25 protein-coding genes are annotated in these 26372 nt (G+C 51.5%); 11 read left to right on the top strand and 14 right to left on the bottom strand.

All coding sequences use genetic code 11. From position 1 onward, the window contains the following. Nucleotides 1-25: 25 nt before the first annotated feature. A complete protein-coding gene (locus CIK99_RS08735; protein ID WP_094381142.1) occupies nt 26-466 on the bottom strand; it encodes a hypothetical protein in 441 nt (146 codons plus the stop codon). 173 nt (nt 467-639) lie between these two features. Between CIK99_RS08735 and CIK99_RS08730 the strand changes: the two genes are divergently transcribed. The 9 genes from CIK99_RS08730 to CIK99_RS08690 all read left to right on the top strand — a co-directional run bounded on the left by CIK99_RS08730 (nt 640) and on the right by CIK99_RS08690 (nt 8351). Further along, nucleotides 640-1062, top strand: coding sequence for a SoxR reducing system RseC family protein (locus CIK99_RS08730; RefSeq protein ID WP_094381141.1), 423 nt, complete (start codon nt 640-642; stop codon nt 1060-1062). Between the two features lie 33 nt (nt 1063-1095). Then, nucleotides 1096-1986, top strand: a complete 891-nt coding sequence (locus CIK99_RS08725; protein ID WP_094381140.1) for a Fe-S cluster domain-containing protein — start codon at nt 1096-1098, stop codon at nt 1984-1986. Between the two features lie 26 nt (nt 1987-2012). Beyond that, nucleotides 2013-3362, top strand: coding sequence for an electron transport complex subunit RsxC (gene rsxC / locus CIK99_RS08720; protein ID WP_094381139.1), 1350 nt, complete (start codon nt 2013-2015; stop codon nt 3360-3362). Between the two features lie 102 nt (nt 3363-3464). Then, entirely contained in the window at nt 3465-4469 is a 1005-nt protein-coding gene (locus CIK99_RS08715; protein WP_094381138.1) for an RnfABCDGE type electron transport complex subunit D, read from the top strand. After that, nucleotides 4466-5119: an RnfABCDGE type electron transport complex subunit G gene (locus CIK99_RS08710; protein WP_094381137.1), complete on the top strand. Its 654-nt coding sequence runs from the start codon at nt 4466-4468 to the stop codon at nt 5117-5119. Before CIK99_RS08715 ends, CIK99_RS08710 begins: the two co-directional genes overlap by 4 nt. An 83-nt stretch (nt 5120-5202) precedes the next feature. Continuing rightward, a complete protein-coding gene (gene rsxE, locus CIK99_RS08705) occupies nt 5203-5787 on the top strand; it encodes an electron transport complex subunit RsxE (RefSeq protein WP_094381136.1) in 585 nt (194 codons plus the stop codon). Between the two features lie 4 nt (nt 5788-5791). Beyond that, entirely contained in the window at nt 5792-6394 is a 603-nt protein-coding gene (gene rsxA / locus CIK99_RS08700) for an electron transport complex subunit RsxA (RefSeq protein WP_094381135.1), read from the top strand. Nucleotides 6395-6529: 135 nt separating this feature from the next. After that, entirely contained in the window at nt 6530-7567 is a 1038-nt protein-coding gene (galE, locus tag CIK99_RS08695; RefSeq protein WP_094381134.1) for a UDP-glucose 4-epimerase GalE, read from the top strand. Between the two features lie 133 nt (nt 7568-7700). After that, entirely contained in the window at nt 7701-8351 is a 651-nt protein-coding gene (locus CIK99_RS08690; protein ID WP_094381133.1) for an MgtC/SapB family protein, read from the top strand. 18 nt (nt 8352-8369) lie between these two features. Here CIK99_RS08690 and CIK99_RS08685 read toward each other — a convergent pair whose 3' ends face one another. The 13 genes from CIK99_RS08685 to CIK99_RS08615 form a co-directional block, all read right to left on the bottom strand. Beyond that, nucleotides 8370-9278, bottom strand: coding sequence for a TraB/GumN family protein (locus CIK99_RS08685; RefSeq protein WP_094381132.1), 909 nt, complete (start codon nt 9276-9278; stop codon nt 8370-8372). A gap of 767 nt (nt 9279-10045) precedes the next feature. Beyond that, complete coding sequence (locus CIK99_RS08670; RefSeq protein ID WP_094381130.1) at nt 10046-10630, bottom strand: hypothetical protein; 585 nt, start codon at nt 10628-10630, stop codon at nt 10046-10048. A 24-nt stretch (nt 10631-10654) separates the two neighbouring features. Continuing rightward, nucleotides 10655-11131 (bottom strand): RNA polymerase sigma factor, encoded by a 477-nt coding sequence (locus CIK99_RS08665; protein ID WP_094381129.1) that lies wholly within the window; start codon nt 11129-11131, stop codon nt 10655-10657. A gap of 194 nt (nt 11132-11325) precedes the next feature. Further along, nucleotides 11326-13266 (bottom strand): NAD(+) synthase, encoded by a 1941-nt coding sequence (locus CIK99_RS08660; RefSeq protein WP_094381128.1) that lies wholly within the window; start codon nt 13264-13266, stop codon nt 11326-11328. A gap of 12 nt (nt 13267-13278) precedes the next feature. Then, nucleotides 13279-14352 carry a DUF2027 domain-containing protein gene (locus CIK99_RS08655; RefSeq protein WP_094381127.1) on the bottom strand — a complete coding sequence of 358 codons (1074 nt, stop codon included), beginning with the start codon at nt 14350-14352 and terminating at the stop codon, nt 13279-13281. Between the two features lie 62 nt (nt 14353-14414). Continuing rightward, the gene (locus CIK99_RS08650) at nt 14415-15629 is read right to left on the bottom strand and encodes an S-adenosylmethionine:tRNA ribosyltransferase-isomerase (protein WP_094381126.1); all 1215 of its coding nucleotides are present in this window, start codon (nt 15627-15629) and stop codon (nt 14415-14417) included. A gap of 14 nt (nt 15630-15643) precedes the next feature. Then, nucleotides 15644-16336, bottom strand: coding sequence for a phosphatase PAP2 family protein (locus tag CIK99_RS08645; protein WP_094381125.1), 693 nt, complete (start codon nt 16334-16336; stop codon nt 15644-15646). Beyond that, nucleotides 16333-18912, bottom strand: coding sequence for a BatD family protein (locus CIK99_RS08640; RefSeq protein WP_094381196.1), 2580 nt, complete (start codon nt 18910-18912; stop codon nt 16333-16335). Before CIK99_RS08640 ends, CIK99_RS08645 begins: the two co-directional genes overlap by 4 nt. A gap of 5 nt (nt 18913-18917) precedes the next feature. After that, on the bottom strand, nt 18918-20612 hold the full coding sequence (locus CIK99_RS08635) for a VWA domain-containing protein (protein WP_094381124.1): 1695 nt from the start codon (nt 20610-20612) through the stop codon (nt 18918-18920). 30 nt (nt 20613-20642) lie between these two features. After that, on the bottom strand, nt 20643-21641 hold the full coding sequence (locus CIK99_RS08630) for a VWA domain-containing protein (protein ID WP_094381123.1): 999 nt from the start codon (nt 21639-21641) through the stop codon (nt 20643-20645). A gap of 160 nt (nt 21642-21801) precedes the next feature. Next, nucleotides 21802-22881, bottom strand: coding sequence for a BatD family protein (locus CIK99_RS08625; RefSeq protein WP_173805339.1), 1080 nt, complete (start codon nt 22879-22881; stop codon nt 21802-21804). 1 nt (nt 22882) lies between these two features. After that, nucleotides 22883-23752, bottom strand: coding sequence for a DUF58 domain-containing protein (locus CIK99_RS08620; RefSeq protein ID WP_094381122.1), 870 nt, complete (start codon nt 23750-23752; stop codon nt 22883-22885). After that, nucleotides 23752-24747 carry a MoxR family ATPase gene (locus CIK99_RS08615; protein ID WP_094381121.1) on the bottom strand — a complete coding sequence of 332 codons (996 nt, stop codon included), beginning with the start codon at nt 24745-24747 and terminating at the stop codon, nt 23752-23754. Before CIK99_RS08615 ends, CIK99_RS08620 begins: the two co-directional genes overlap by 1 nt. Nucleotides 24748-24976: 229 nt before the next feature. Here CIK99_RS08615 and CIK99_RS08610 point away from each other — a divergent pair, with 229 nt between their 5' ends. Beyond that, a complete protein-coding gene (locus CIK99_RS08610) occupies nt 24977-25693 on the top strand; it encodes a DUF5932 domain-containing protein (protein WP_094381120.1) in 717 nt (238 codons plus the stop codon). After that, nucleotides 25683-26306, top strand: coding sequence for an AbgT family transporter (locus CIK99_RS08605; RefSeq protein WP_158215944.1), 624 nt, complete (start codon nt 25683-25685; stop codon nt 26304-26306). The genes CIK99_RS08610 and CIK99_RS08605 overlap by 11 nt, the downstream gene beginning before the upstream one ends. Nucleotides 26307-26372 lie beyond the last annotated feature (66 nt).

Below are 26372 nucleotides of genomic sequence, written 5' to 3'. Positions count from 1 at the left end.
TTTTCTGAGAATGTCGTTGAGGTAGTCAATCTTTCAGAAGTTTGTCAAGAAAGTCGTTGAGGTCCTGATCGAGATCCGCCATGAGTTCAGGGTCAAAGATCACCGTGTCGCCGTCAACGACAAACAACTCAGCCACATCAGACTTTTCGTCGTCTTCCAACACGAAGGAGAACGGCTTTATTATCGACATCTCCTCCACTATGTTCCGTTTGTGTTCTATACACTTCCTTATCACCGACGTGATGTTCTCATAGAACTTCTCGTCGGTATTGCCTATCCACTGTTCGATGACAGCACGTGTTATCTCGTTGTCATCATCGTCAAACGCGACAAGTTCTCCCGTCTCCTGGTTTGCCCTAAGGTGAATGTCGGTCAGTAATGTTGCCTCGACGTTTGATGGAAACTTGTCTGCCACCTTGCAGATGGCACGTTCTACCTGTTTGATTGTCTGTTCTGAAGCTTTCATTGCTTTGTCATATTATTAATTCTTCGGCAAAGTTAGTAAAAAAAAGTGTCTTTGCAAACGATTACGAATGTTTTTTGCAAAAAAGGACGTTTTTTGTTGGTTAGTTCGAAAGATAGTAGTAATTTTGCAGTGCAAAAACAATATTTCAGTCAATGAGACGTCTTTTTACATAGATGAATGACAAAATAAAACATAATGGCACGGTAGTTAGCATCGACCGTAGTAAGGTCTGCGTGCGCATCTTGCAGACCTCGGCATGCAGTGCATGTAAGGTAGCGAGTCATTGTAATGCCGCCGAGTCTAAGGAGAAGATTATCGAAGTAAGTACGGCAGCATCCGCCGACTATGTCATAGGCGACACCGTGGTGGTGTCAACATCGCCCTCGGCTGTGAGTCGTGCCATGACGATAGCTTTTGTCTTTCCTTTTCTCGTCATGGTGGCGGCAGTGCTCATAGCCCTTTGGATCACCTCTGACGAGATTCTCTCCGCCCTTATCGGACTTGGAGTACTTGTGCCATACTACCTTATTATATATTTTCTTGGCGAACGCGTCACACGTGGCGTAAGTTTTGAGATAGAGAAGACAAACGAATAAAAACGATAATATTAATAAAACAACAAATAGAAAATGGATTTTATCATTATCGCAGTTATTGTGCTTGGAGCCATAGGTCTCGTAGCTGCAGCAGTGCTCTACGTGTGCTCCAAAAAATTTGCTGTGAAGGAAGACCCGCGCCTCGCTGAGGTGGCTGCCCTCTTGCCGCAGGCTAACTGTGGCGGATGTGGATTTCCAGGCTGTTCGGGACTGGCTGACGCCCTTGTAAAAGGTGCCGACGCTGGAAGCATCGACGGACTGAGCTGCCCTGTAGGCGGACATGAGGTCATGGAAAAAGTTGCCGACCTCCTTGGCATGGCTGTTGCCAATACCGAGGCGAAAGTGGCAGTAGTGAGATGTAACGGCACTTGCGAGCATCGTCCGCAGGTGGCAGAGTATTCAGGCTTGCGCACGTGTGCCGCCATGCATGCCTGCGGTGCAGGCGAGTCGGCATGTGGATTCGGCTGTCTTGGCTGCGGCGACTGTGTTGCCGTATGTTCGCTCGACGCCATTCATGTCAATCCCAAGACGGGTATCGTAGAGGTTGACGAGGAGAAGTGTGGCGGCTGTGGTGCCTGTTCAAGGGTTTGCCCGCGCCATGTCATCGAGATCCGCAAGAAGGGTCCTAAGGGACGTCGTGTCTATGTAAGGTGCGTCAACCAAGACAAGGGTCCTGCCGCCAAGGCCGCCTGCTCTGTGGCTTGTATAGGTTGCGGCAAGTGTGAGAAGGAGTGTCCGTTCGGTGCTATCACCATGAATGGGAGTCTCGCCTATATCGACCACGAGAAGTGTCGCGTATGCCGTAAGTGCGAGAAGGTATGTCCGCAGCACGCCATCGTGGCTGTCAACTTCCCTGCACCAAAGCCAAAGCCAGTAGCCGCTCCATCTGAGGGCGAAGGCGAGAAAGAGACAAGCATCAACTAAAACATTATTACTAAACAACTAACAGTATGAAAATAAGAACATTCCGCATAGGAGGTATCCATCCGGAAGAGAACAAGCTCTCGGCAGAGTCGGCCACCGTTGTGGCTCCGCTGCCCAAGCAGGCTATCTTCCCCCTCTCGCAGCATATAGGCGCTCCTGCAAAGGCTGTCGTCAAGCGTGGCGATAAGGTGAAAGTGGGTACACTGATAGCCGAGGCCGGTGGCTTCGTCTCGGCACCTATATATTCTTCCGTTTCCGGCACTGTGGCAAAGGTGGATACCGCCTTCGATGCCACTGGCTACCGCAAACCTGTAATCATCATCAATGTCGAGGGCGACGAATGGGAAGAGAGCATCGACCGCAGCGATAATCTCGAACTGCTCAAAGACCATCCCGAGCTCACTCCCGAGGAGATCGTCGAGCGCATCAAGGTGGCAGGTGTCACCGGTATGGGCGGTGCCGGCTTCCCCACATTCATCAAGCTCTGTCCGCCTCCAGGAGCCAAGGCCGAGTGTGTAATCATCAACGCAGTGGAGTGCGAACCGTATATCACCTCCGACTATCGTCTGATGATGGAACATGCCGACGAGATCATCGTGGGTCTTGAGCTCCTCATGAAGGCAGCCAAGGTGGAGAAAGGATATATAGGTATAGAGACCAATAAGCCTCAGGCCATACGCCTTCTCACAGAGAAGACGGCAGGCGATCCGCGCATCGAGGTGGTTCCGCTGAAGCAGCGCTATCCACAGGGCGGCGAGAAACAGCTTGTCGATGCCGTCATACGCCGTCAGGTGCCAGCTCCCCCTGCCATCCCCGTCAACGTGGGTGCCATCGTGCAGAACGTGGGCACTGCCTTCGCCGTCTATCAAGCAGTGATGAAGCAAAAGCCTCTCTTCGAGCGTTACACCACCGTCACGGGTAAGAAGCTACAAAGTCCAGGTAACTTCCTTGTGCGTATGGGAACACCTATGCGCAACCTTATCGACCTTTGTGGCGGCATGCCCGAGGGCGACAACAAGCTGCTTGCTGGCGGCCCAATGATGGGTAAGGCACTGACCACTGCCGACGTACCTGTATGTAAGGGCACTAACAGCGTCACCATCATCAGCGACGACGAGGCACGCCGCAAGCCCATGGATCCTTGCATCCGTTGCGGCAAGTGTGTCAACGTGTGTCCGATGGGTCTTGAGCCATATCTCCTCGCCACCATGTCGGCAAAGAAGATGTGGGATAGGGTAGAGGCGGAAGACGTCACCTCGTGTATCGAGTGCGGCTCGTGTCAGTTCACCTGCCCGTCGCATCGCCCCATCCTCGACAACATCCGTTTCGGCAAGCAGACGGTGATGGGCATCATCCGCGCTCGCAACGCCAAATAGTGTTCACCCTGGTGGTGACATGCCGTCGCCACCTTATTATATATAACCAAGCTAAGCTCCACGGAGCAAAAGCAAATAATTAACGTCTCCAAAAAGAAAAAAATGGGAAAACTAATAGTTTCACTTTCGCCCCATGCCCATGGCACCGACTCGGTAGAGCGCAACATGTATGGCGTCATCATTGCCTTGATGCCCGCCCTCATCGTGTCGCTGGTGCTCTTCGGCATCGGCTCTGCTATAGTGTGCGCCACCAGCGTCCTCGCCTGCGTCGTCTTCGAGTGGGCCATAGCCAAATATATACTTAAGAGTCAGCGCACCACGGTATGCGACGGTTCAGCCATCCTTACCGGTCTGCTGCTCGGCTTCAACCTCCCGTCAAACCTCCCCGTGTGGATCATCATCATCGGTGCCCTTGTGGCCATCGGCGTGGGAAAGATGTCGTTTGGCGGTCTTGGCAGTAACCTGTTCAACCCCGCCCTAGTGGGCCGTTGTTTCCTACTCGTCAGCTTCCCAGCCCAGATGACCTCATGGCCACAGGCCGGACAGCTCACCTCTTATCTCGATGCTGAGACGGGCGCCACGCCTCTCTCGGTTATGAAGTGGGCGATAAAGAGTGGCGACGCCAGCGTCCTTGAACAGCTTCCCGGCAGTCTTAGCCTCATGATCGGCATGCCTGATAGCTGCCAAGCTGGTGCTGGTTCGCTTGGCGAGGTGTGTGGTTTGGCCCTTCTGCTCGGCCTTGCCTTCATGCTCTGGCGCAAGATCATCACCTGGCACACCCCTGTGAGCGTCCTTCTCACGGTGTTTGTGCTCAGCGGCTTGCTCCATCTGTCTAATCCGGCCTATGCCGACCCTATTGCCGTGCTGTTCAGCGGCGGTCTGATGTTGGGTGCCATCTTCATGGCCACTGACTATGTCACCTCGCCCATGTGCGGTCGCGGACAGATCGTCTATGGTGTGGGCATCGGCCTGTTGACGGTCATCATCCGCAACTGGGGAGCCTATCCAGAGGGAATGTCGTTTGCCATACTGATCATGAACGCCTTTACACCTCTAATTAACACTTACATCAAACCAAAACGTTTCGGGGAGGTAACAAAGAAATGAAAAAGCTCGAATCTACACTCGTGAATATGGTGGCTGTACTCGTAGGCGTGGCAGTCATCACCGGCGGACTTCTCGCATGGGTAAACCATGTAACCGAGGGACCGATAAAGCTACAGGACGAAATGGCACTTGCCAATGGTATCAAAGAGGTGATGTGTGCTGACGACCTCAAGGTCACTGCCGACGATGAGATCTCACAGACTTTCGACGGCAAGGAACTAAAGTTTGTAGTCCACAAGGTGGCAGACGGCAGCGGCAAGTTCTTGGGCGCAGCCGTAGAGAGCGTCACCATGGGTTTCGGCGGCGATCTGAAGGTGCTTGTAGGTTTCGATGCCGAGGGCAAAGTACTCGGATACACTATCCTTCAGGCATCAGAGACCCCTGGGTTAGGCGCAAAGGCCGACAAGTGGTTCCAGGCTGACGGCAAGGGATCTATCATCGGCAAGAAAGCCGACAATCCTCTGAAGGTGAAGAACGACGATGGCGACGTTGAAGCCATTACCGCCTCTACCATCACTTCGCGCGCCTTCCTCAAGGCTGTCAACCAGGCATATCAGGTGTATGCCGGACAAGACCGCGGACAAGACACTGACGGCTCTTCAGGCGCAAGCCAGCAGGCAGGTAAACATCACCAAAATCCAGAGGATTGACATGGTGAGAGTCTCCTCTCATATTTCAATAATCCATATTTTTATATTTCAATATTTCAATATTTAAATATCAAAATAATATTATGCAATACATTAAGATACTTACCAACGGCATTGTAAAGGAGAACCCAACGTTTGTGCTTCTCCTTGGCATGTGTCCTACACTTGCCACCACCACGTCAGCCATCAATGGCTTGTCGATGGGCCTTGCCACGATGTTTGTGCTCATCTGCTCCAACATCGTAATATCACTGATAAAGAATCTCACGCCCGATAAGGTACGCATACCTGTCTTTGTTGTGGTCATAGCCTCTTTCGTCACCATCCTCCAGATGTGCCTCAAAGCCTATCTGCCAGAGATAAACAAGTCGCTAGGACTGTTCATACCTCTCATCGTGGTCAACTGCATCATCCTTGGCCGTGCAGAGGCATTCGCCTGCAAGAACGGTCCTGTGGCAAGCCTCTTCGACGGTGTCGGCATTGGCCTCGGCTTCACCCTCGGCCTCACGTTGCTCGGCATGGTACGTGAGCTGCTCGGCGCGGGCTCGCTATTCGGCATCGCCCTGTTGCCCGAGACCTACAACATCCTTCTCTTCATCCTGCCTCCGGGAGCTTTCATCTCCTTGGGCTATCTCATAGCAATCATCAACAACATTAAGAAGGCATAGCGTTATGGAATACATACTGATATTTATCTCGGCGATATTCGTCAACAACATTGTCCTCTCACAGTTTCTCGGCATCTGTCCATTCCTCGGCGTGTCGAAAAAGGTCAGCACAGCTCTCGGCATGAGTGCTGCAGTGGCATTCGTCATGACCCTTGCCACAATCGTCACCTATATAATACAGAAGACCGTCCTCGACGCCTTCGGACTGCAGTACCTGCAGACTATAGCGTTCATCCTCGTCATCGCCGCCCTCGTGCAGATGGTAGAGATAGTCATGAAGAAGGTGTCGCCCGCACTCTATCAGGCTCTCGGCATCTTCCTGCCGCTCATCACCACCAACTGTGCCGTGCTCGGCGTGGCAATCCTTGTCATCCAGAAAGACTTCTCGCTCGTGGAGAGCATCGTCTATGCCTTCTCCACAGCCATCGGCTTTGGTGTTGCGCTCACGGTATTTGCCGGCCTGCGCGAGCAACTCGAGTTCTCCAACCTGCCAAAAGGCATGCAGGGCGTGGCCATCACGATGATCACCGCTGGACTACTCAGCCTTGCCTTCATGGGCTTCTCTGGTGTCGATGGAGGACTGAAAATAGTCTTCGGATTGGAATAAAAGCTTCATAAACAAGCCTAAAAAGGGGGAAAAAGTGGCGTTTAACTGAATTTATACGTCACTTTTTCTTTTATATAAGAAAAAATCATTAATTTTGCAGCGCTAATCAATAATTTTTTAAAAAAAAATCTTAATATGAAACAGACAATACTCGTCACTGGAGGTACAGGCTTCATCGGTTCACACACCACCGTGGAACTGATCAATGCAGGATACAAAGTAGTGATAGTCGATAATCTGTCAAACTCACAGGCAGACGTCATCGACGGTATAGAGAAGATTACAGGCGTGCGTCCTGCATTCGAGAAGATGGACTGCTGCGACCTCGACGGCATGGACAAGGTGTTTGCAAAATATCCTGATATTGAGGGCATCATCCATTTTGCCGCCAGCAAGGCAGTTGGCGAGAGCGTCGAAAAGCCGCTACTCTACTATCGCAACAACATCGTCAGCCTTGTCAACCTTCTTGAACTCATGCCCAAATACGGCGTCAAGGGTATCATCTTCTCATCAAGCTGCACCGTCTATGGACAGCCCGCCCCTGAGAACCTCCCCGTGACGGAGGATGCTCCCGTAAAACCTGCCGAGAGCCCTTATGGCAACACCAAGCAGGTAAACGAGGAGATAATACGTGACTTTATCAATAGCGGTGCCGACATCAAGGCCATCCTCCTCCGCTACTTCAACCCAATAGGCTCTCATCCCTCTGCCATCATCGGCGAGATGCCTAACGGCGTGCCAATGAACCTCATCCCTTACGTCACACAGACCGCCATGGGAATACGCGAGCAGCTAAAGGTGTTTGGCAACGACTATGACACTCCTGACGGCACATGCATACGCGACTACATCTATGTAGTGGATCTGGCCAAGGCCCACGTGAAGGCCATGCAGCGCGTGCTCGATACCGATAGCGACAAACTCGAGGTGTTTAACGTTGGCACGGGCAAGGGCGTGAGCACGAAAGAGATTGTTGACGCCTTTGAGAAATCGACAGGCGTGAAGCTTAACTGGACCTTCGCTCCCCGTCGTCCGGGCGATATCGAGAAGGTGTGGGCTAATCCTGAGAAGGCCAACAACGTGCTTGGCTGGAAGGCAGAGACAAGCCTCGAAGACACTCTGAAGTCTGCCTGGAACTGGCAGGTGAAGCTTCGCGAGAGAGGCATCCAATAGAATATTATGACAATTATTTATCATGAATTTCTGGTTAATCCAGAATAATTTTGTGTTTGTGTTGTTGTTATCCCTCGATGTGAATCGGGGGATAATTCTTAATACGGCATCAGTAAGTTAACTATAAAACCATTTGCATATGATACTTGACATAACATTTCGACTCGTAGCAGCCATGTTCCTTGGAGGAGCAATAGGCATAGAACGGGAGTTCCGCTCCAAGGATGCAGGCTTCCGCACCCACTTCCTCGTGGCGCTCGGCAGTGCGCTCTTCACCGTCGTATCGCAGTATGGCTTCGGCATCGACCTCAAGGACTCGTCGCGTGTGGCGGCTCAGGTTGTGTCAGGCATAGGTTTCCTTGGAGCAGGCACTATCATATTCCAGAAGAACATGGTGCGCGGACTGACCACGGCGGCAGGCTTATGGGTCACGGCAGCCATCGGTCTTGCCTGCGGTACGGGACTGTTTGCCGTGGCAGCCATCACCACAGGTCTTGTCCTCATAGGCCTGGAGTCGCTCCACACGCTCCTTCCTCAGCTCGGCAAGGCAGCCGTACAGCTTGGCTTCACCACAGAATCAAAAAAGACGGTGAGCGAGGTGCTCAACCGTCTTAAGCAAGAAGACATCTCAATCAGTTCGTTTGAGATGAAAATTCGTTCGACGAAATACGGCGAAGTCTTCGACGTCACGGCCGACATAAGGATAAAGCGTGGCGGCCATAACGAGCGCATCCTCAATCTCATCAACGAGTTTGACGACGTCACCATCTCCCATTTGGAGTGACCGCCTCTGACGCTCCACCTACTTTACCTCCTCTACACTGTATCCAGCTTCCTTCAGCAGCTGCAACACACCTGTCTTTCCAGGCAGATGGCCTGCACCCACGCAGAAGAGGGTAGAGTGGGCAGCCATGATGGCAGGCATCTTAGTGATCCAGTCGCGGTTGCGGTTGTTGAATAGCAGGTCGTCTTCCTCAGGTGTAGCGTCGCACTGGTTGTTACGCTTTTCGTTTACTAAATCATATAGTTTCTGCAAGTCCTTGGCATAGTAAGCCGCTATCATGTTGTCGGACAGCAGGTTTTCGTATTCGGGATTGTCAACAAGACACATCAGCACCTCCTTCTGGCGTTTGAGAGTCTTGCCGAGAAAGAGTGTCTTGACCTGAAAGTCGAATGTCTCAAGGCCGAGCACTGGCTTCTGCTTCTCTAAGGCATATTTCTGGAACGAGTCGTCGAGCAGGTCTTGAGGGTTGAAGCCTGGCATGCGCCTGGCCACCATAAGAACCGAAAACTGCTGTCCGAGGGCCATTGGAGTCATCTTGCCGAGCTGCTGCATCACCATCGGATTGGTGAAATCCACCGTAAGCAGCGACTTGGTGAAAGCGTTGAGACGTGTCATCTCCGCGGGGGTGAAGATGTCGTTGACGGTTTTTCCTCCTTCCAACATCATTGCCTCCGTCATCTTCTGAAGGTTCTCCGGCTGCTGCATCTCGCTTGTCACGAGTTCGCCACACACCTGTTCCGCCTCTTCCATAGCGGCGCGCAGTCCTGGTATGGAGTCGATAAACGACGACTGTGCCAGATGGAACGTGCCCACGATGTAAGAAGGTTTCTTAATATCCTTACCGCTAATCTTGTATAGCAGTTGTGCGTTGATAGCTAAGACGTTCAGCAAAAACGTCAATACGATAATTACAATTCTCTTGATCATAATGCAAAAATATTATTTATAAGTTAAAAATTTTATTCATCAGCCATGTCAGAAACAAAATCCGGACGACTATTTCGCTCTTTCTATATTTGTAGGACAAATTGTCAACATTCAAGTCGCGAAGATACGCATTTTCAGCGAAACCGCCAAACGTTTTCCCGTTTTTTTCTTCTTATACCTCCGATACTATTGTCTTGTCCGTAGCTTTTGGATATTGCACGAAAACCGGCGCAGATGAAAACCAAGTATCTAAGAGACAAAAGAAAGGTTGCCAATCAGATAGCCAATGGTCGGCAAAGTTTGCCATTTTTCTAATCCAACGGAGATAAGATACCATTGCCAATTTGCCAATTCGCCTGTATATGTAGGCGATTGGCAGATTGGCGAAAATCTCCGCAAAAACAATAGAAAGTATGAACACATATCGTTTTGTTTTCGAAAAGAATAAGATGGGCGGAAGCACAAAGCACGTCTGCCCAAGCTGTGGTCCTTACCTCCTGTAGACTGCTCATACTGTGGCTCTTACCTCCAGTAGATTTCTCTGCTCCTCCTTCCTGGTTATTTGGTGCAACGTCAGGACGTACTATCCCTAACGTTGCGCTTATTTATCCGCAACGTTACGCTTCTGTAAACGTAACGTTGCGTTTCCGGAGGTTCCGGGGGAAGCGGGGTTTCCGGATATTCCAGAGATTCCGGGAGTTCTGGAGATTCCGGAAGTTCTGGAGATTCCGGAAGTTCTGGAGATTCCGGGAGTTCCGGTTTTCCTGCTACTTGTCGCTAAGCAGGAGGTTGATCTGCTTTACGAGTTGGTCGTTGGTGCGGTTCATTCTCACGAGGATGCCGATGCCTACGCAGAAGCCGATTACGCCTCCTATATACATGCCATAGGTCATGGCTTGGCCTTGCGGACCCTCGAAGTAGCTTGAGAACCAAGCAAAGAGGGCTACGGCTATGGGGAGCGATACGGCTACCTGTATCCAGCGGGCACGCTTCATGCGCACGAGCTTAAGGCTGGTGGCCACGAGGTTTTCGTTCTCCCAATCGTTGTCGTTGATGCGGTTGATGTAGAAGTCGAGACCTATCTGTATGGCGAGGAACACGAGGATGGCTATGATGGGCGCCCACGACATGTTGGGGATCATAAACTTTAGGAAGACGAAGTCAAGGATGCACAAGGGGAGGATCACGAGGAGTTCGATCCAGATGTATCGCCTTATCCACGACATCTTTCCCTTCATGGCTGTGCGTATGTGTTCGTCGTTGATGATGGTCTGACGCTCAAGTTTCGATTTGAGTATGTTGAGTTGCGCCTTGAGGTCTGCTAACTCTTGGCTGTTTTCAATGTCTGTCATAAAAATATTTATTTAAGGAGTTTCTTATTTCATGTTTTTCAATTGCTCACGTATTCGGTAGAGCTTCACCGATACATTCTTTGTTGAGATGCCCACGATGTCGGCTATCTCGTCGTAGGGTATGCCTTCGAGCCACAGCAGTATGATGGCGCGGTCGAAGACGCCCAGCCGGTTGATGCGTTCGTAGAGTTGTTTCACTTGCCGTGTATCGCTGTCGTTGTCATCATAGAGGTTGATGTCCATCGCCAGGGAGTCGCTTTTCTTACGGCGTTTCTTTTTTCGGTCGAGGGAGATACAGGTGTTCAGGCTGACGCGATAGACCCACGTCTTGATATCGCTTCGTCCCTCGAAGCTTTGGAATCCTTTCCAGAGTTTGATAAGGATTTCCTGAAAGAGATCTGCCACCTCGTCGTTGTCTTTCGAGAACATATAGCACACGGTGTAAATCGTGGACTTGTGTTCGCGGACGAGGTTGGAGAAGAGTTGTTCACTATTGTCCATTGTTGTGTTTAAATGTTACGAACGTTTGACTACGGTTAGGGTTGAAAAACTACAGATAAATCGAAAAAACTCCTTAAATTAAAATGAAAATTCGCCGCAAAGGTAGCAGACGGTCGCCGAAAATCCGCCTACAATCCGCCGTTGTCGGCGGGCAACGGCGGATTGTAGGCTGGTAAGGGCAGTCATGTTTTATATCATAATCCTTCGATTTCCTCAAGCCAGAGTTGGCTTGAGGCGTCGGATGGCATGCGCCAGTCACCTCGAGGACTGAGGCTGACGCTTCCCACCTTTGGCCCGTCGGGTAGGCAGGAGCGTTTGAACTGCTGCGCGAAGAAGCGGCGGAAGAACACTCTCAGCCAATGCTTTATGGTGTCGTCGTCGTAGCTGCTGACCGACGGCTCGTGACCGTTGAATGCTGCCTTTGCCATGACGAAGAGCTTCGACGGACGATAGCCGAAACGGAGATAGTTGTAGAGGAAGAAGTCGTGGAGCTCATATGGTCCCACGAGGTCTTCTGTCTTCTGACTGATGTTGCCCTGCTCGTCTGCGGGGATGAGCTCGGGGCTGATTGGCGTGTCGATGATGTCTAGCAGGGTGGTGCGCGAGAGTTCGTCCACCTCGTTGTCGGCCACGTAGCTTACCAGATGGCGTATGAGGGTCTTGGGTATGCTGGCGTTGACGCCATACATCGACATGTGGTCGCCGTTGTATGTGGCCCATCCGAGGGCGAGTTCGCTGAGGTCGCCGGTACCTACCACCATTCCTCCCACCTTGTTTGCCACGTCCATGAGTATCTGGGTGCGCTCGCGTGCCTGTCCGTTCTCGTAGGTGACGTCGTGGGTGGCAATGTCGTGGCCAATGTCCTCAAAGTGCTGTGTCACGCTGCGTGCTATGGATATCTCGCTGACGCTGACGCCGAGCGACTTCATGAGGTTGACGGCGTTGCCGTGGGTTCGGTTGGTGGTGCCGAAGCCAGGCATGGTGATGCCGTGTATGCCCTTACGGTCGAAACCGAGATAGTCGAACGCCCTGACGCACACGAGGAGGGCGAGTGTGGAGTCGAGTCCGCCGCTGATGCCCACGACGACATTCTTGCAGTGGGTGTGGTCGAGACGTCGGGCGAGGCCTAAGGTCTGTATGTTGAGTATCTCCTCGCACGAGCGTTTCATGTCGTCGCCTTTGGGAATGAACGGGGTGGGGTCGAACTGTCGTGTGAGCACGAAGTCGCGCATCGCCGTTGGCTTAGCGTCGATGAAGTCGGCATTAGCCTTGCGCTGTGCTATGGAGAAGGTGGTGTTGAGACGTCGTTCGCTGCGCAGGCGCTCAATGTCTATCTGTGTGATGGTGAGTTGCGGTTCGAGCGAGAAGCGCGACGCCTCGGCGAGTACATGTCCGTTTTCGGCTATGATGGCATTGCCTCCATACACAACGTCCTGTGTGCTCTCACCATATCCGCAGCTTGAATAGACATAAGCCGATATGGTGCGTGCGCTCTGCTGCGAGACGAGCTGACGCAGGTAGTCGTGCTTGCCTATGAGCTCGTCGCTGGCTGAGAGGTTGAAGATGATGTCGGCGCCGGCGAGGGCGAGGTTATCGCTGGGCGGAAGGGGAGACCAGAGGTCCTCGCATATCTCGATGGCGAACTTCACGTCGTCGGCGGTGACGAACACCGTAGGCGAGGGCGATATGGTGACGGGGCTTCCTGCTATGTATATCTGTTGCTGACGGGTATCGAGAGACGAGGCGAACCAGCGTTTCTCGTAGAACTCGCCGTAGTTGGGCAGAAATGTCTTTGGCACAATGCCGAGTATGGAGCCTTGCTGTATAACCACGGCGCAGTTGAGCAGCGTGTTGCCCACCACGACTGGCATGCCCACGATGGAGATGATGTCGAGCTTGCGTGTGAAGTCGAGCAGATGGACGATGGCTTCCTCGGCGCGTTCGAGAAGCAGTTCGGAGCGGAAGAGGTCTTGGCATGAGTATCCCGTGATGGAGAGTTCGGGGAAGACGATGATATCCACTCCACGTTGCTCGGCGGCGGCTATCTGTTCCTCGATGGCCTGTTCGTTGTAAGATGTGTCAGCCACCCTCACTCGTGGTATGGCTGCCGCTACAGTTACTAATCCGTACTTCATGTTGAATGTGTTTTATTTTATGGTTACCTGTGTCGCCCCATAGCCATATTCCTGGAACGAGGCGTCCTGATAAGTGTATGTCTTATACCGGTAGCGCAGCTCGTTGACGAGAGCCTGACGAAGTATGCCTTCGCCCTTGCCGTGGATGAAGACGAGCTTCTTGCCCTTCTTGTCAGAATACTGCTGGAGGGTCTTGCGGAAGTGGTCGAGCTGGTAGTTGAGTATGTCGGAGGCCGACATGCCTGCTGTGGTCTCAAGTAGTTCTGAGGCGTGCAGATCGACCACTACGGGAGCGTCGGGGTCGTCTTTCTTGTGCTTTGGCGCATGTGACTTCGGCCGGTCGGCGTTTATCTTCCCCATCATCTCCTGTTTAAGTCGTTTGGTGTCGATGACCAGCGGTCGTGCCTCCTCGTCGTTTTCCACGAGTGTGAGCACGTAAGCTGGCTGTTCGAAGAAGTCGTTTTCCTGGAATGTGTGTAGCTTGTAGAACTTCACGGGATCGACTCTCAACTGCACATCGACAGCGGGTTTGATGAGGAATGTCTTGCTGCGCTTATAGGCTATGAGCTGCATCGCCACGCGGTTGAGACTGTTGAGGTCCTCGCGTCCGAACTCTTCGATATAGAGTTTCGTGTTTGGGTCAATCTCGCCTGTGGCGCGGAGGGTCCAGTTGTTGCCTTCGGCGGTCATGTAGGCGAAGTGCATGTAGTAGTTGCTGTCGTTGACAATATATGTCTCGAAGCGTGTGGTGGTCATCTCCTTTGGCGACATGGGTACATAGGCGAGATATGCCGAGAGCTTGTCGCCGCCCTTGCGTTCCTCGGCGGGAGCCTTGAAGGTGATGGGGCGGTCGGCTGGGTCGTAGTCGGTGTCGTCGTCAGCCTGAAGGTTGGCGTTCTTCTGTTTCTCGGCCACCATGCGTGCGGTGCTGTAGTCGTCGTTGTCTATCACGACCACCTCTTTTATTGGTGTTGGCACCTGGAATCCGTCCTCGTCTTCCACGAGCACGATGTTGTTACCTTGGAAGCCGGCTACGCGGCCGCCTCCGGTCTCGCTAAGAAATCTTACTTTATCTCCTATTTTCATTGTATATTCATTAATTGTTCTTATCAAAAAGTAAAAAAGCTATTGTCAATCAACTGTCTCCTTTATGGTAATATCAGGCAACTGTCGCCATAGCTCAGGAAACGGAAGTTGTGGTCGAGGGCATAGTCGTAGATGCGGCGCCAGTCACCTTTGACGAGAGCGCTGACAAGCAACAGGAGGGTGCTCTGCGGCTGATGAAAATTGGTGACGAGTGTCTTCACGATCTTATACTCATAGCCCGGGGCAATGATGATCTGTGTGCTGGAATGAAGGGTGGAGAGCTGGTGACGCTCGAGATAAGCGTCGAGGGCGCGCAGGGAGTCGAGCGGACTGACGTCTGTGGCATTGTCGTATGGCTCCCACTGCAATACATGCAGTTGTTCGGAGGCGATGTCGGGGTTGACCATTACCTTAAGTCCCATGAAGTACAAGCTCTCAAGGGTGCGCACGCTGGTGGTGCCCACGGCTATGGCCTCGGCATTATGTGCGATGAGTTTCCTTATGGTGTCGCGATGCACGGCGATAAACTCAGTGTGCATCTCGTGCTCGTTGATCTCCTCGCTCTTCACAGGCTTAAACGTGCCTGCTCCCACGTGCAGCGTCAGTTCCTCGCGCTCTATGCCCTGGGCGTCGATGTCGGCAAGCACCTTGTCGGTGAAGTGTAGTCCGGCGGTGGGAGCTGCTACGCTGCCCTTGATCTTCGAATATACCGTCTGGTATGTGGTCTTATCGCTCTCCTCGGTGTCGCGGTTGAGGTAGGGCGGTATGGGCAGTTCGCCGACGGTATCAAGTATCTCGGCAAACGACACGGAGCTGTTGTCCCATGTGAAGCGTATGAGGTGGCACGTGCGTTCCGCCTCGAGATAAGAGGCGGTGAGGGTGATGGTGTGGCCAGCTACGTCAAACGTGCGCTCGAGTGTGCCTTCTTTCCACTTCTTGAGGTTGCCCACGAGGCAGTGCCAATCGCAGCTCTGACGTGTCTGAAACATCTGCTCGTAGTCAGCTGGCGCGGCGGGTTCGAGAAGGAACACCTCCACGAGGGCGCCCGTAGGCTTACGGAAGTGCAGACGTGCCTGTATGACCTTGGTGTTGTTGAATATCATTAACGCCCCCTTTGGCAAGTATGAGGGCAGATTATAGAAATGGTCTTCTGATATCTCGCCCTTCCTGTATATCAAGAGTTTGGAATGGTCGCGCTGCGAAAGCGGAAACTTGGCTATCCGCTCGTCGGGGAGGGGATAGTTATAGTCGCTGATATGTATATGTCTTGTATCCATTGTCGGTGTATGTACTATATTATGATGCTTGCCCTCACGAGGGCGTACATTAGGGTAAACACGAATACGCTCACCACCACGTCGGTGTCGGTGACGACATATCCCGTGGAGGTATATTGCGTGGAGATGTAATTGTTGTGACCGTTGGTACTGCGAGTGACGACATTGAAGAGGACATACACCAGCACCGCCACGAAGGCTCCCCAGAGTAGTCCCACGGCGATGTCAATGGGATAGTGGACGCCAAGATAGATGCGTGTCCAGCAGTTGATGAGCGACCATAAGACGAGCGCGACGCTCAACCAGCGGCTGCGCACCAGCAGTACGAAGAAGAGGGCAATCGAGAACGTGTTTGCGGCATGAGCTGAGAAGAATCCGTAGCGGCCTCCCCTGTAGCCATCCACCACATCTACCATGTATCCTATTTCAGGGTCGTGGGTGGGTCGCCATCGTGCCACCACGGGCTTGACGAAGAGGTCGTCGAGGGTGCCCGTGAACAGCACGCAGAGGGCTGCACCCGCAATGATGGCGAGTATCTTTGTCATCGAGTTGTTGTTTTTGATGACGAGATAGAGCAAAGCCACATACATCGGTATCCACGTCTTGGCGTCGGTCAGCGTGAGCATGAGTCCGTCGGCGAAGAGCGAATGGCTGCCGTTCAGGCTGAGCAGCAACTGCTTATCGTATTGCAGTATCGAGTCTATCATATAAGTTCAATTTTTGAGGATTCTATCCATCCGCGCTTTCCGTCGGCAATCTTTATCTCCTTCCACTGCTTCATGGTGCCGTCTGTTATCTCCACCTTTGTTCCCTCGTGGATGTTGAACAGTACGGTGCCATTACTTGCCGGAGAGCTCTTCACCTCTGCCGCTGGCGAGACGACGACGGCTCCAGTGCGGTTAAGCAGGCGCGACTTCTGCTGTTGTGCCATCACATTTGCCATAACAAACAGGAGCACCATCGCTATGGCGCCGAAGAATCCACCCTTACGCATCCACATTCTCTCGGAGAAGAGATAGTAGAGGGCACAGACGATGGCTATGGCAAGGGCGAGCAGCGCCACGCGTGCCCATCCGTCAACACTCATGGCATTGACCAGCTGTCTGTACCAGTCGAAGAAGAACATCTCCGACTGTGGTGTGATCTTGTCGATGGTCTTTGAGCGTGCCAGCTGCAGGTTGAAGCGGATGTCGCCGTCGGCTGGTGCGAGGAGCAAAGCACGCTCGTAGTTGATGATGGCACGTGTGATGTTGCCACTGCGGTAGTATGCGTTGCCGAGGTTGAAATATATCTCTGCCGAGGAGCCGCCCTTTAGCAGTTCCTCGTAGTCGGCTATGGCTTGCTGGTATTGTTCCTTGGCGTAGGCGCGGTCGGCATTTGCCTTTGTGGCCATTGCCATTGCCCCGTTAGAACAGAGCAGCATGAGCCACATGAGTAGCATCACCGACTTGGCGGATGCTGTATTTCGCTTGCTTTTCATCTTGTCTTCGATATCCATTATGGCTGTCATGGCAGCTTCAAAAGTCTTGTTCATATTTCCCTTGGCATCGCCAGGGGCGTAGCGCTCAAACTCACACTCGTCAATGGCGTTGATAAACTTCATTATAGTGTCGTCGGTCACCTCGCGTTCGGCGAGACGCTGCTGAATGTTCTCGCGCGAGAGACTCTCGACGGGCATGTTGAGCTTGTCGCCCACATAGCCCCAGAGGGCACGGAGGGTCTCGTCGTAGAACTCAGCCTGGCGATTTTCGGCCATGAGCTTCTTTGCGGCACGCAGGCGTCGTGTGGCCACTTTGTTGGCCTTCTTGCCCCTCATCTTGCCGATGTTGGAATTGTCGATGGCACGCTGGCGGAAGACTACAAACAGTGAGACAAAGATGACAGCAAGCACGGCGAGTGATATCCAGTAGGCTGCTGAGCCAAAGAAGAAGTCGTCGAGCGGGCGTACCTCAGCGTCGCCGGTCTTGATGTAACGTATGTCCTTGTTAAGCTGTTCCACATCCTCAGAGTAGGTGGTCACAGCTGCGCTGCTGCCCTTGACCACGTTTATCTTAAACCCTTCGCTCTTGAGGGTCTTGTAGGAGTTGGTCGAGGTGTCGTAGTAGGTGAACTCCACTGGCGATATCTCGTAAGTACCCTGATGGCGCGGCACAGTCATGATGTCATACACCATACTGCCTTCCACACCGTTAGGAGTGATCTTTGTCTTGTCGGTGACCTTTGCGTCGTATTTGTCAAAGTCCTTTGGGAAGACGACGGCAGGTTCCTTGATGAGCTTAAGGTTGCCCGAACCGCTCACGATGATCCTGAGCGAAATGGGGTCGTTGGCCTTCACCTCGGTCTTGTCTATCTGTGCGGTGATGTTAAACTTACCCACGCCGCCCGAGAAGTTGGCAGGACGCGAGGGGAGCGGATCGACCTGTATCTCAAGTCCCGGAGCCACAATCTTCTTCTTCACCTCCACATAACCCGAGCCGCCGTTGAAGAACGCCTCGAAGGGATCCACGTCCCTGTTCTGCTGCACCACGATACCCTCGAAGGTGATGCTTGGTATCTGCAGCTTGCCGGTCATCTGCGGGAACACCACCCACTGCTGCCATTTCACCGTCTTGTATGGTCGGCCGTTAAACATCTCCACGACGAAGTTCTTCTCCCTGGGCAAAGGAATCTCCTGAGAGTGGAAGCCCTTCATGTCGGGCATGTCGCCGCGCAGGCTGGTAAGTCCCACCACGGTATAAACCTTGTAGGTGAGAAGCACAGGTTCCTGCTCGTGTATCCTCTTCTTGTTGGCGCTGACCTTGATGAAGAGGTCGCTGCCGCTGATCCGTGAGCCAGCAGAGCGTATCTCGTAGTCGTCGTTGGAGTTGCCGCCGCGGCCCTGCTGCGAGCCATGGTTGCCCTGTGCCGAGCCCGACACTTTGATATGCAAGGCGTTGGAGTGCAGTGTCTTGCCATTGTAAGAGATCTGTGCAGGCGGAATGGTGTAAGAGCCAGCCTTGTTGGCGAGCACTATATAAGTATATGTAATAGACGATGAGGAACTGGTATGTCCATTGATCATCTGGAAACTCGATTGCGATGATTGTCTTGGACCCATAAGCACCTCAAGGTCGTCGGGGATGTTTCCTGCACGGAATCCGCTGACGTCCTGCGTGTTGATGGTATATGTCAGTCTGAATTGTTCTCCTACAGCCACCTGTGCCGGCGCATTGCCCACGAGTTTCTGGGCATATACGGCAGCGATGGTCACGAGTGCAAAAAATGTCAATACAAGTCTCTTCATATCTATTACCATTCTTTATCTAATTTGTTTGAGCGGGGTTTCTGCATAGCTTTCTTTATGCGCTGCTGTGTGCTCTTCTCCTGTTGCATGGCAGCGTTGAGCATCTGTTCGGCATTCTCCTTGCTCATCTTATTTTCCTTGTCTTTGTTCTGTTGCTTATTGTCTTTATTCTGTTGTTTTTCGTCTTTCTTGTCTTTGCCGTTCTTGTCTTTATTATCCTTGTTCTGCTGCTGGTTTTTCTGTTGTTGCTGTTGCTGCTTCTGCTGCCTCTTGCAGAGTTCAAGATTGTAGCGTGTAGTGTCGTCTGCGGGGTTAAGACGGAGGGCGTTCTTGTAGGCGTCAATAGCCTCGCCGTACATCTTATGCTGCTGGCACACGACACCTATGTTATGGTAAGCCATGGCCTTACGTGTCTTGCTGGTCTCAAGCTCGGTAGATTTCTGCAGGCTCTGAATGGCGGCAGAGTCTTTGCGCTGCGCCATGAGAGAGTTGCCGAGGTTGTAGTGTGCCTGAGGGTTACGCGGGTTCTTCTCAATGGCCTTGCGGTATGCCACCTCGGCCTTGTCGTACTGTCCGCCGCGGAAGAGCTTGTTGCCCTGGCTCACATACTGGCGGTCGGTCTGTGCTGAAGCAAAGGTAGCCATCATAAGGAATGCCACGACCATCGTGGTCTGACGCTGCCGACGTCCGAAGATATTGATACGCTTGGCCAAGGGATTCTTCCTCTCAAGCAGACATATCTCGATGATGAGCAAGATGAGGACGATGACGCCGAAGGCTTGATACTGCTCGTCGTAGTCGCTATACACGGTTGACAGCATCTCTTTCTTGGATAGTTTTGCCAGTTCGTTGTCAAGCTGCTGCTGGGCGTTGCTGTTGTTGTTAACATGTATGTAGGCTCCGCCGCCAGCCTGTGCTATGGTGCGGCACATGTCCTCGTTGAGCTTGGTCATCACGGTGTTGCCAGTCTTGTCTTTCATATACTCGCCGTTGCCAAGCGGTATGGGTGAGCCGTCGGGCGAGCCCACTCCGAGCACATACACCCTCATGCCCTTCTTGCGTGCTGCCTTTGCCGCCTCTTCGGCTCCTCCCTCATGGTCCTCACCGTCGGTGACCACTATTATCGCCTTGCCCACGCCCTGCTGTTGGGTGAAGCTGTTGACTGCCATATTGATGGCGGTAGCGATATCGGTGCCTTGCGATACTATGAGCGAAGGCGTGATGTCAGAAAGAAACATCTTTGCCGACACATAGTCGCTGGTGATGGGCAACTGCACGAAAGCCTCGCCGGCAAACACGATAAGTCCTATCTTGTCGTCGGTGAAGTTATCCACGAGGTTCTCAACCATCATCTTTGTACGATCGAGACGACTTGGCGCCACGTCTTCGGCAAGCATGGAGTTGCTTATGTCCATGGCGATGATGGTCTCAATGCCGGTACGTTTCTCATTGCTTACACGAGTGCCCATCTGCGGCCTTGCCAACATCACGATGAGTAGCGTCAAGGCAGCCTGCAACAACCAGAACTTTGCCGTGGGTCGCCATTTCGACACGTCGGGCATGAGTTGCTTCAGAAGCTGTGGGTCGCCAAAGCGTCTTAGTCTTTTCTTCTGCTGTCTGTCAAGCATCCATTTCACCACTGCCAATAGAGGGATGATGGCAAGCAGATAGAGATATATTGGTTCTTCAAATCTGAACATATTGTTATTTTTCTTTTCGTCAACACTCTGTTATGGTATTCTCCTAAATATGGTAATGCGGAGTAGGAGTTCGAGGAGAAGTGCAAGGGCTGCCGCCATGACAAAAGGCGGGAAGGCGTCGAACTTCTTCTTAAACTTCTTCACACTCATCTTCGACTTCTCAAGCTGGTCGATCTCCTTGTATATTTTCTTCAGCTCGTTGTTGTTTGTGGCACGGTAGAAATCGCCTTGTGTAGTCTGTGCTATCTCGCTGAGGGTCTTCGTGTCGATCTCTACGGGCATATTCACATACTGCACACCTCCTGCCACTGGCATGGGATAGGGAGCCACCTTGTTAGTTCCCACACCGATGGTATAAACCCTGATGCCGAGACTTTGTGCTATCTCTGCAGCCGTCATTGGCGATATGTCGCCCATATTGTTGCTACCATCGGTGAGGAGGATCACCACCTTACTCTTTGCCTTAGATGCCTTCAGTCGTCCCACAGCATTGGCAAGTCCCATACCGATGGCAGTTCCGTCGCTAATAAGTCCACGTGCTGCGATGTCAGCGCGTACATTCTGCAGAAGGTTGAGAAGCGAGGTATGATCGGTGGTCATAGGGCACTGTGTAAACGACTCGCCGGCAAATATCGTCAGACCGATATTGTCGTCAGGTCTGCCAGAGATAAACTCGGCCGCCACCATCTTTGCAGCCTCCAGACGATTCGGCTTGAGGTCTTCTGCAAGCATACTAGTCGATACGTCGATGGCGAGCATGATGTCAATACCCTCAGTCTGGCGGTTTTTCCATGAGTTGCTTGTCTGAGGTCTTGCCAGTGCCAATACCAAGAAGGTGAAAGCCGTCAGACGTAGCAACATCTGCAGTGGCATGAGTCTCACCTTCAAACTCTTTGGCGCGTAACGGAAGACAAACGTATCGCTCATACGCATGGTAGGCTCGCTTTTCTTCCGATACATCACATACCATATTATATAAGGTATGATGAGTAGCAGTAGGAAAAGATATTCTTTATTGGCAAATTCCATTTTGTTCTATAAGATGTTTTCTTTTTGTTAATATAAGGATTCCGGAATTTCAGGAAAGACCAGAGATTCCGGAAAGTCTGGAAAACCCGGAAAGTCTGGAAAGTCTGGAAAATCCGGAAAGTCTGGAAAATCCGGAAGCCCGGAAAAAAAATCACGAGACTCATGTCAACAGCTGATACAGTGAGTACACCACATATACCATTATCGCCGCCGACACGGCCGCAAAAGCCCATATAGTAGTCTTCAGCACGCGGCGCTCCTTTACTGAACGCTCTTCTTCCTCCGTGAGCTGCGGTTTCTCCACAACCTCTTCTTGCTGGTTCTCAAGTTTAGTCTTGTTGATAAACTCGATGGCATTGACGAGGTTCATGTCATTCTCATTGATAAGGGTGGAATACTTGGCAAACTTCACGAGGTCGGCGGTCTGGAAGAGGGCGCGCAACTCGTCGAGAGCCTGACGGTCCTGAGTCTCGGTAAGACGGTCGATGATCTCGCTACTTGTCATCTCCATTGCCCTGAAACCGTAACGCTCCTCTATATACTTACGCAGGGTCTCTGTAAGACGGGTGTAGTACTCTTTCTGATTTTCTGAGCTTACCATCTTCTCCGCCTTTATCTCCTCTATTCGTTTCATGGCCTTCTGGTGAGGCAGCAGACGCTTGACAATCCGGATATGAGCCACGACAGGCTTATTGTCCCTCAGCCTGAGATAGAGATAGAGAGTAGCCGCTCCCGTGAGCAGCATCAGCAGGCTAAACCAGAACACCACGCTCCAGTCTGACCAAAGGAAAGGATTGTCTTGCACGTCCTTCGGACCGAAGAACTTCTCTACATTTGTAGTATCAACGGGGATGTCCAGCACCTTCAACGCAAGACTCTTGGTCTTATACGCCTTTCCGCCCACCTTCACCTCGAAAGGCGGCAGATAATAGAGACGACCGTCAAACGATGTTATGGTATAGCTGCGCTGATAGGAGCAAAGTCCGTTGCCGACATCAGAGGTGACGACAGGACCTGTCTCCACCACTTCCACGCCAGGTGTTATCATCTGTTGCGGTTTGAATGTGGGGAATTGCACCTGCGAGCCTTCCTTTGTCTTTACTGTGAGGGAGATCTTTGTCTGTTGGCCGATGACCATCTCCAGCGAGTCTATCCTTGCCTCCACATCCACTTGTGCCATAGCCGCTAATGAGCAGACGACGACAAGCACTATGATGAGAAATCTTTTCACAATATTCATTTTAGCTTCTTTTCTTGAACAGCATCATCAGAGCCTTGACATAATCGTCGCTCGTGGCAATAGAGATGGAGTCAACATTGCTCTTGTTAAAGGTCTCCTGAAGATTCTGCTGTCTGTTGTTCCAGTAACGAGTGTAGGCGGTACGCAACTTCTTGCTACTGGTGTCAATATACTGTTCGTAACCTGTCTCTGAGTCAATCACCTTCATCAGTCCCACGTCGGGTAATTCCTTTGCCCTGTGGTCATAAACCTGTATGGCGACAATATCATGCTTCCTGTTGCCGATGACGAGCGACTGTGAGAAGTCTTGCCGGACATAGAAGTCGCTGAGCAAGAAGGCAGTACATCGTCGCTTACTAACTCCCGAAAGGAACTCCAGCGCCTGTCGTATGTCTGTCTTGCGGCTCTCGGGCTTGAAGTCGAGCATCTCACGAATTATATAGAGGATATGTTTCCTGCCTTTCTTGGGTGGAATATATTTCTCTATCTTGTCGGAGAAGAAGATGACACCGATCTTGTCGTTATTCTGGATGGCACTGAAGGCGAGGGTAGCGGCAATCTCCGTCACCATGTCGCGCTTGGTCTGCACCTCGGTACCGAAGTCGAGCGAACCGCTGACATCTACCATGAGCATCACGGTGAGCTCGCGTTCCTCCTCAAAAACCTTGACGTAAGGGCGGTGGAAGCGGGCAGTGACGTTCCAGTCGATGTCGCGCACGTCATCGCCGAACTGGTACTCCCTCACCTCACTGAACGCCATACCGCGTCCCTTGAAAGCCGAGTGGTACTGTCCGGCAAAGATATTCGCACTCAGGCGACGCGTCTTTATCTCTACCTTGCGTACTTTCTTTAATATCTCTTGAGTATCCATTAAGGAACCTCCACCTTATTTATTATCTTGCTGACGATTTCCTCGCTTGTAATGTTGCTTGCCTCAGCCTCGTAGGTAAGACCAACACGATGGCGCAACACGTCGTGAGCCACAGCACGCACATCTTCTGGCACCACATATCCTCTGCGCTTGATGAAAGCGTATGCTCTGGCAGCCTTGGCGAGGCTGATGCTGGCACGAGGGCTGCCTCCGAATGAAATCATCGACTTCATATCTTTCAGTCCGTAACGGTCGGGATAGCGGGTGGCAAAAACGATGTCGGCTATATACTGTTCGATTTTCTCATCTATATACACCTCACGCACCACATCGCGGGCCTTTATTATCTCTGCTGCAGAGGTCACGGCACGCACCTCAGGCATCTTACCGGTGATATTCTCGCGTATGATGCGTTTCTCCTCTTCTATGGTAGGATAGTCGATAATGACCTTGAGCATGAAACGATCGACCTGTGCTTCGGGCAACTGATAAGTACCTTCCTGCTCGATAGGGTTCTGTGTAGCCATCACGAGGAACGGAGTGGGCAGTTGGAATGTCTGGCTGCCGATGGTCACCTGTTTCTCTTGCATACCTTCGAGGAGCGCGCTCTGCACCTTGGCTGGGGCGCGGTTTATCTCATCTGCCAATACAAAGTTGGCGAAGATAGGACCTTTCTTCACGTTGAACTTCTCGTCTTTCTGGGAATAGATCATCGTACCTACCACGTCGGCAGGCAAGAGGTCGGGAGTGAACTGGATACGACTGAAGTCAGCGTCGATGAGCTGGGCAAGTGTTTTGATGGCAAGTGTCTTTGCAAGTCCAGGTACACCTTCAAGCAATATGTGTCCGTCGCTGAGGAGACCTATAAGCAATGTATCTACAAGATGTTTCTGACCCACGATGACTTGGTCCATACCAGAGGTCAGATTTGTTACAAACGCACTTTGTTGTTCAATGCGAATATTCAATTCGCGAATGTCAATAGCTTCTGCCATAATTTGTGTGTATTATTGTTTTTAATCTTCTTATTTTCTAATTTTGGCTGCAAAATTAACCAAGAAATGGGAAAAAACGGCATTATTCTGTCTAAAAAATATTAATTCTTATCTAAGTATGTGATAATTTAAGAAACTTTTTGTCTTTTAAGGTAAGTTGATACCATATTTTGTTTGGCAGTTCGGATATTTATTCGTAACTTTGCCCGCACTAAAAGAATATACATTAATGGAGAATTTCAAAATTATCATAGTTGAAGACGTGCCTCTTGAACTAAAAGGCACCGAGGGTATTATTCGTAACGACATACCCGAAGCTGAAATCATTGGCACCGCCGATAGCGATGCCGCATATTGGAGACTGATAAAGCAGCAGTGTCCCGACCTCGTGTTGCTAGACCTCGGGTTAGGAGGCTCTACCACTGCCGGCGTTGAAATTTGCCGACATACCAAGGAGGCTTATCCTAAGGTTAAGGTGCTTATATTTACCGGCGAGATACTAAACGAAAAGCTATGGGTAGATGTGCTCGACGCAGGGGCAGACGGCATAATACTCAAGACCGGCGAACTGCTCACCAGAGCTGACGTGGCAAGTGTAATGGGCGGTAAGACTCTCGTGTTCAACGAACCTATACAGAAACGGATAGTAGAGGTGTTCAAGCACACCATCAGCCGTCAGACCGCCAAGCAAGAGGCACTGCTCGAATACGAGATTGACGAGTATGACGAGCGTTTCTTGCGCCATCTCGCCTTAGGCTACACCAAGGAACAGATTTCGTCGCTCAGAGGAATGCCTTTTGGAGTTAAGAGTCTCGAAAAGCGCCAGAATGAGCTGATACAGAAGCTGTTTTCTGACTCCAAGGGCGTCAACGCCACACGTCTCGTGGTGCGTGCCTTTGAACTCAACATTCTCGACATCGACAATCTGCATGCTGATGAAAGGTAATAGGGTGGCAGCATACCTCTGCCTGACGGCAGTGGCTATAGAAATGGTGTTTATCACCATAGCATGGATAACGAGCGCTATAGACCCGTTCGGTCCCGTCTCAAACCCCTTTTCATCAGAAAGCCTGAGATGGATGTTCCGCCACTCTCTCTCGTTAGTGACATCAAAATGGCTCATCGGCTTGCTTCTCGTGGCAATGACCTACGGCAGCATAACATGTAGCGGTATGGGGGCTACACTACGTTTGTTGTTAACATCGAAAGACAAGTATAGTACTTTACAATTCCGCGAGCGTATGGCCATGCGCTCGCTGTACTTTATGACGCTACTTTTCGTGACACTGCTCTCAGTCATCCCCTTCCTACCTGGCTCTCTTTTACTCAATAGCACGGGAAACCTTTTCCCATCACCCTTCAGCGAGGCGTTGTTTCCTCTTACGTGTCTATGGATGATATCCAGTTCTGTCGTGTTTGGCTTTATAAAAGGTACATACAACAATCTTGTTCAAGTGATAGATAGCTTGTCGCGCGGAATAAGCCGTTTTGCACCTATTATCGTATTGGCAATCGTCTCACTCCACTGCATCTATGTCATAAAGATGCTTATAAAATGATATTTCTTGTCTGTTCTTTTTGTTAAATGACAAAAAAGTGTTACTTTTGCACCCAAAAATAAAAAA

It is taken from the genome of Prevotella sp. P5-92 (assembly GCF_002251245.1).
Lineage (GTDB): Bacteria > Bacteroidota > Bacteroidia > Bacteroidales > Bacteroidaceae > Prevotella.
Note: the sequence above shows the minus strand (reverse complement) of the source record. Positions and strands in the feature narration are given on the sequence as shown.

Excerpts from the sequence above, each read along its gene's own strand:
- rsxA (WP_094381135.1), top strand. The coding sequence starts at position 5,792 with ATGGAATACATACTGATATTTATCTCGGCGATATTCGTCAACAACATT.
- CIK99_RS08655 (WP_094381127.1), bottom strand. The coding sequence starts at position 14,352 with ATGAAAATAGGAGATAAAGTAAGATTTCTTAGCGAGACCGGAGGCGGC.
- CIK99_RS08660 (WP_094381128.1), bottom strand. The coding sequence starts at position 13,266 with ATGAAGTACGGATTAGTAACTGTAGCGGCAGCCATACCACGAGTGAGG.
- CIK99_RS08630 (WP_094381123.1), bottom strand. The coding sequence starts at position 21,641 with ATGGAATTTGCCAATAAAGAATATCTTTTCCTACTGCTACTCATCATA.
- CIK99_RS08640 (WP_094381196.1), bottom strand. The coding sequence starts at position 18,912 with ATGAAGAGACTTGTATTGACATTTTTTGCACTCGTGACCATCGCTGCC.
- CIK99_RS08730 (WP_094381141.1), top strand. The coding sequence starts at position 640 with ATGAATGACAAAATAAAACATAATGGCACGGTAGTTAGCATCGACCGT.
- CIK99_RS08610 (WP_094381120.1), top strand. The coding sequence starts at position 24,977 with ATGGAGAATTTCAAAATTATCATAGTTGAAGACGTGCCTCTTGAACTA.
- rsxE (WP_094381136.1), top strand. The coding sequence starts at position 5,203 with ATGCAATACATTAAGATACTTACCAACGGCATTGTAAAGGAGAACCCA.
- CIK99_RS08625 (WP_173805339.1), bottom strand. The coding sequence starts at position 22,881 with ATGAATATTGTGAAAAGATTTCTCATCATAGTGCTTGTCGTCGTCTGC.
- CIK99_RS08685 (WP_094381132.1), bottom strand. The coding sequence starts at position 9,278 with ATGATCAAGAGAATTGTAATTATCGTATTGACGTTTTTGCTGAACGTC.
- CIK99_RS08715 (WP_094381138.1), top strand. The coding sequence starts at position 3,465 with ATGGGAAAACTAATAGTTTCACTTTCGCCCCATGCCCATGGCACCGAC.
- CIK99_RS08670 (WP_094381130.1), bottom strand. The coding sequence starts at position 10,630 with ATGACAGACATTGAAAACAGCCAAGAGTTAGCAGACCTCAAGGCGCAA.
- CIK99_RS08615 (WP_094381121.1), bottom strand. The coding sequence starts at position 24,747 with ATGGCAGAAGCTATTGACATTCGCGAATTGAATATTCGCATTGAACAA.
- rsxC (WP_094381139.1), top strand. The coding sequence starts at position 2,013 with ATGAAAATAAGAACATTCCGCATAGGAGGTATCCATCCGGAAGAGAAC.
- CIK99_RS08620 (WP_094381122.1), bottom strand. The coding sequence starts at position 23,752 with ATGGATACTCAAGAGATATTAAAGAAAGTACGCAAGGTAGAGATAAAG.
- CIK99_RS08635 (WP_094381124.1), bottom strand. The coding sequence starts at position 20,612 with ATGTTCAGATTTGAAGAACCAATATATCTCTATCTGCTTGCCATCATC.
- CIK99_RS08650 (WP_094381126.1), bottom strand. The coding sequence starts at position 15,629 with ATGGATACAAGACATATACATATCAGCGACTATAACTATCCCCTCCCC.
- CIK99_RS08665 (WP_094381129.1), bottom strand. The coding sequence starts at position 11,131 with ATGGACAATAGTGAACAACTCTTCTCCAACCTCGTCCGCGAACACAAG.
- CIK99_RS08645 (WP_094381125.1), bottom strand. The coding sequence starts at position 16,336 with ATGATAGACTCGATACTGCAATACGATAAGCAGTTGCTGCTCAGCCTG.
- CIK99_RS08735 (WP_094381142.1), bottom strand. The coding sequence starts at position 466 with ATGAAAGCTTCAGAACAGACAATCAAACAGGTAGAACGTGCCATCTGC.
- CIK99_RS08725 (WP_094381140.1), top strand. The coding sequence starts at position 1,096 with ATGGATTTTATCATTATCGCAGTTATTGTGCTTGGAGCCATAGGTCTC.
- CIK99_RS08605 (WP_158215944.1), top strand. The coding sequence starts at position 25,683 with ATGAAAGGTAATAGGGTGGCAGCATACCTCTGCCTGACGGCAGTGGCT.
- galE (WP_094381134.1), top strand. The coding sequence starts at position 6,530 with ATGAAACAGACAATACTCGTCACTGGAGGTACAGGCTTCATCGGTTCA.
- CIK99_RS08710 (WP_094381137.1), top strand. The coding sequence starts at position 4,466 with ATGAAAAAGCTCGAATCTACACTCGTGAATATGGTGGCTGTACTCGTA.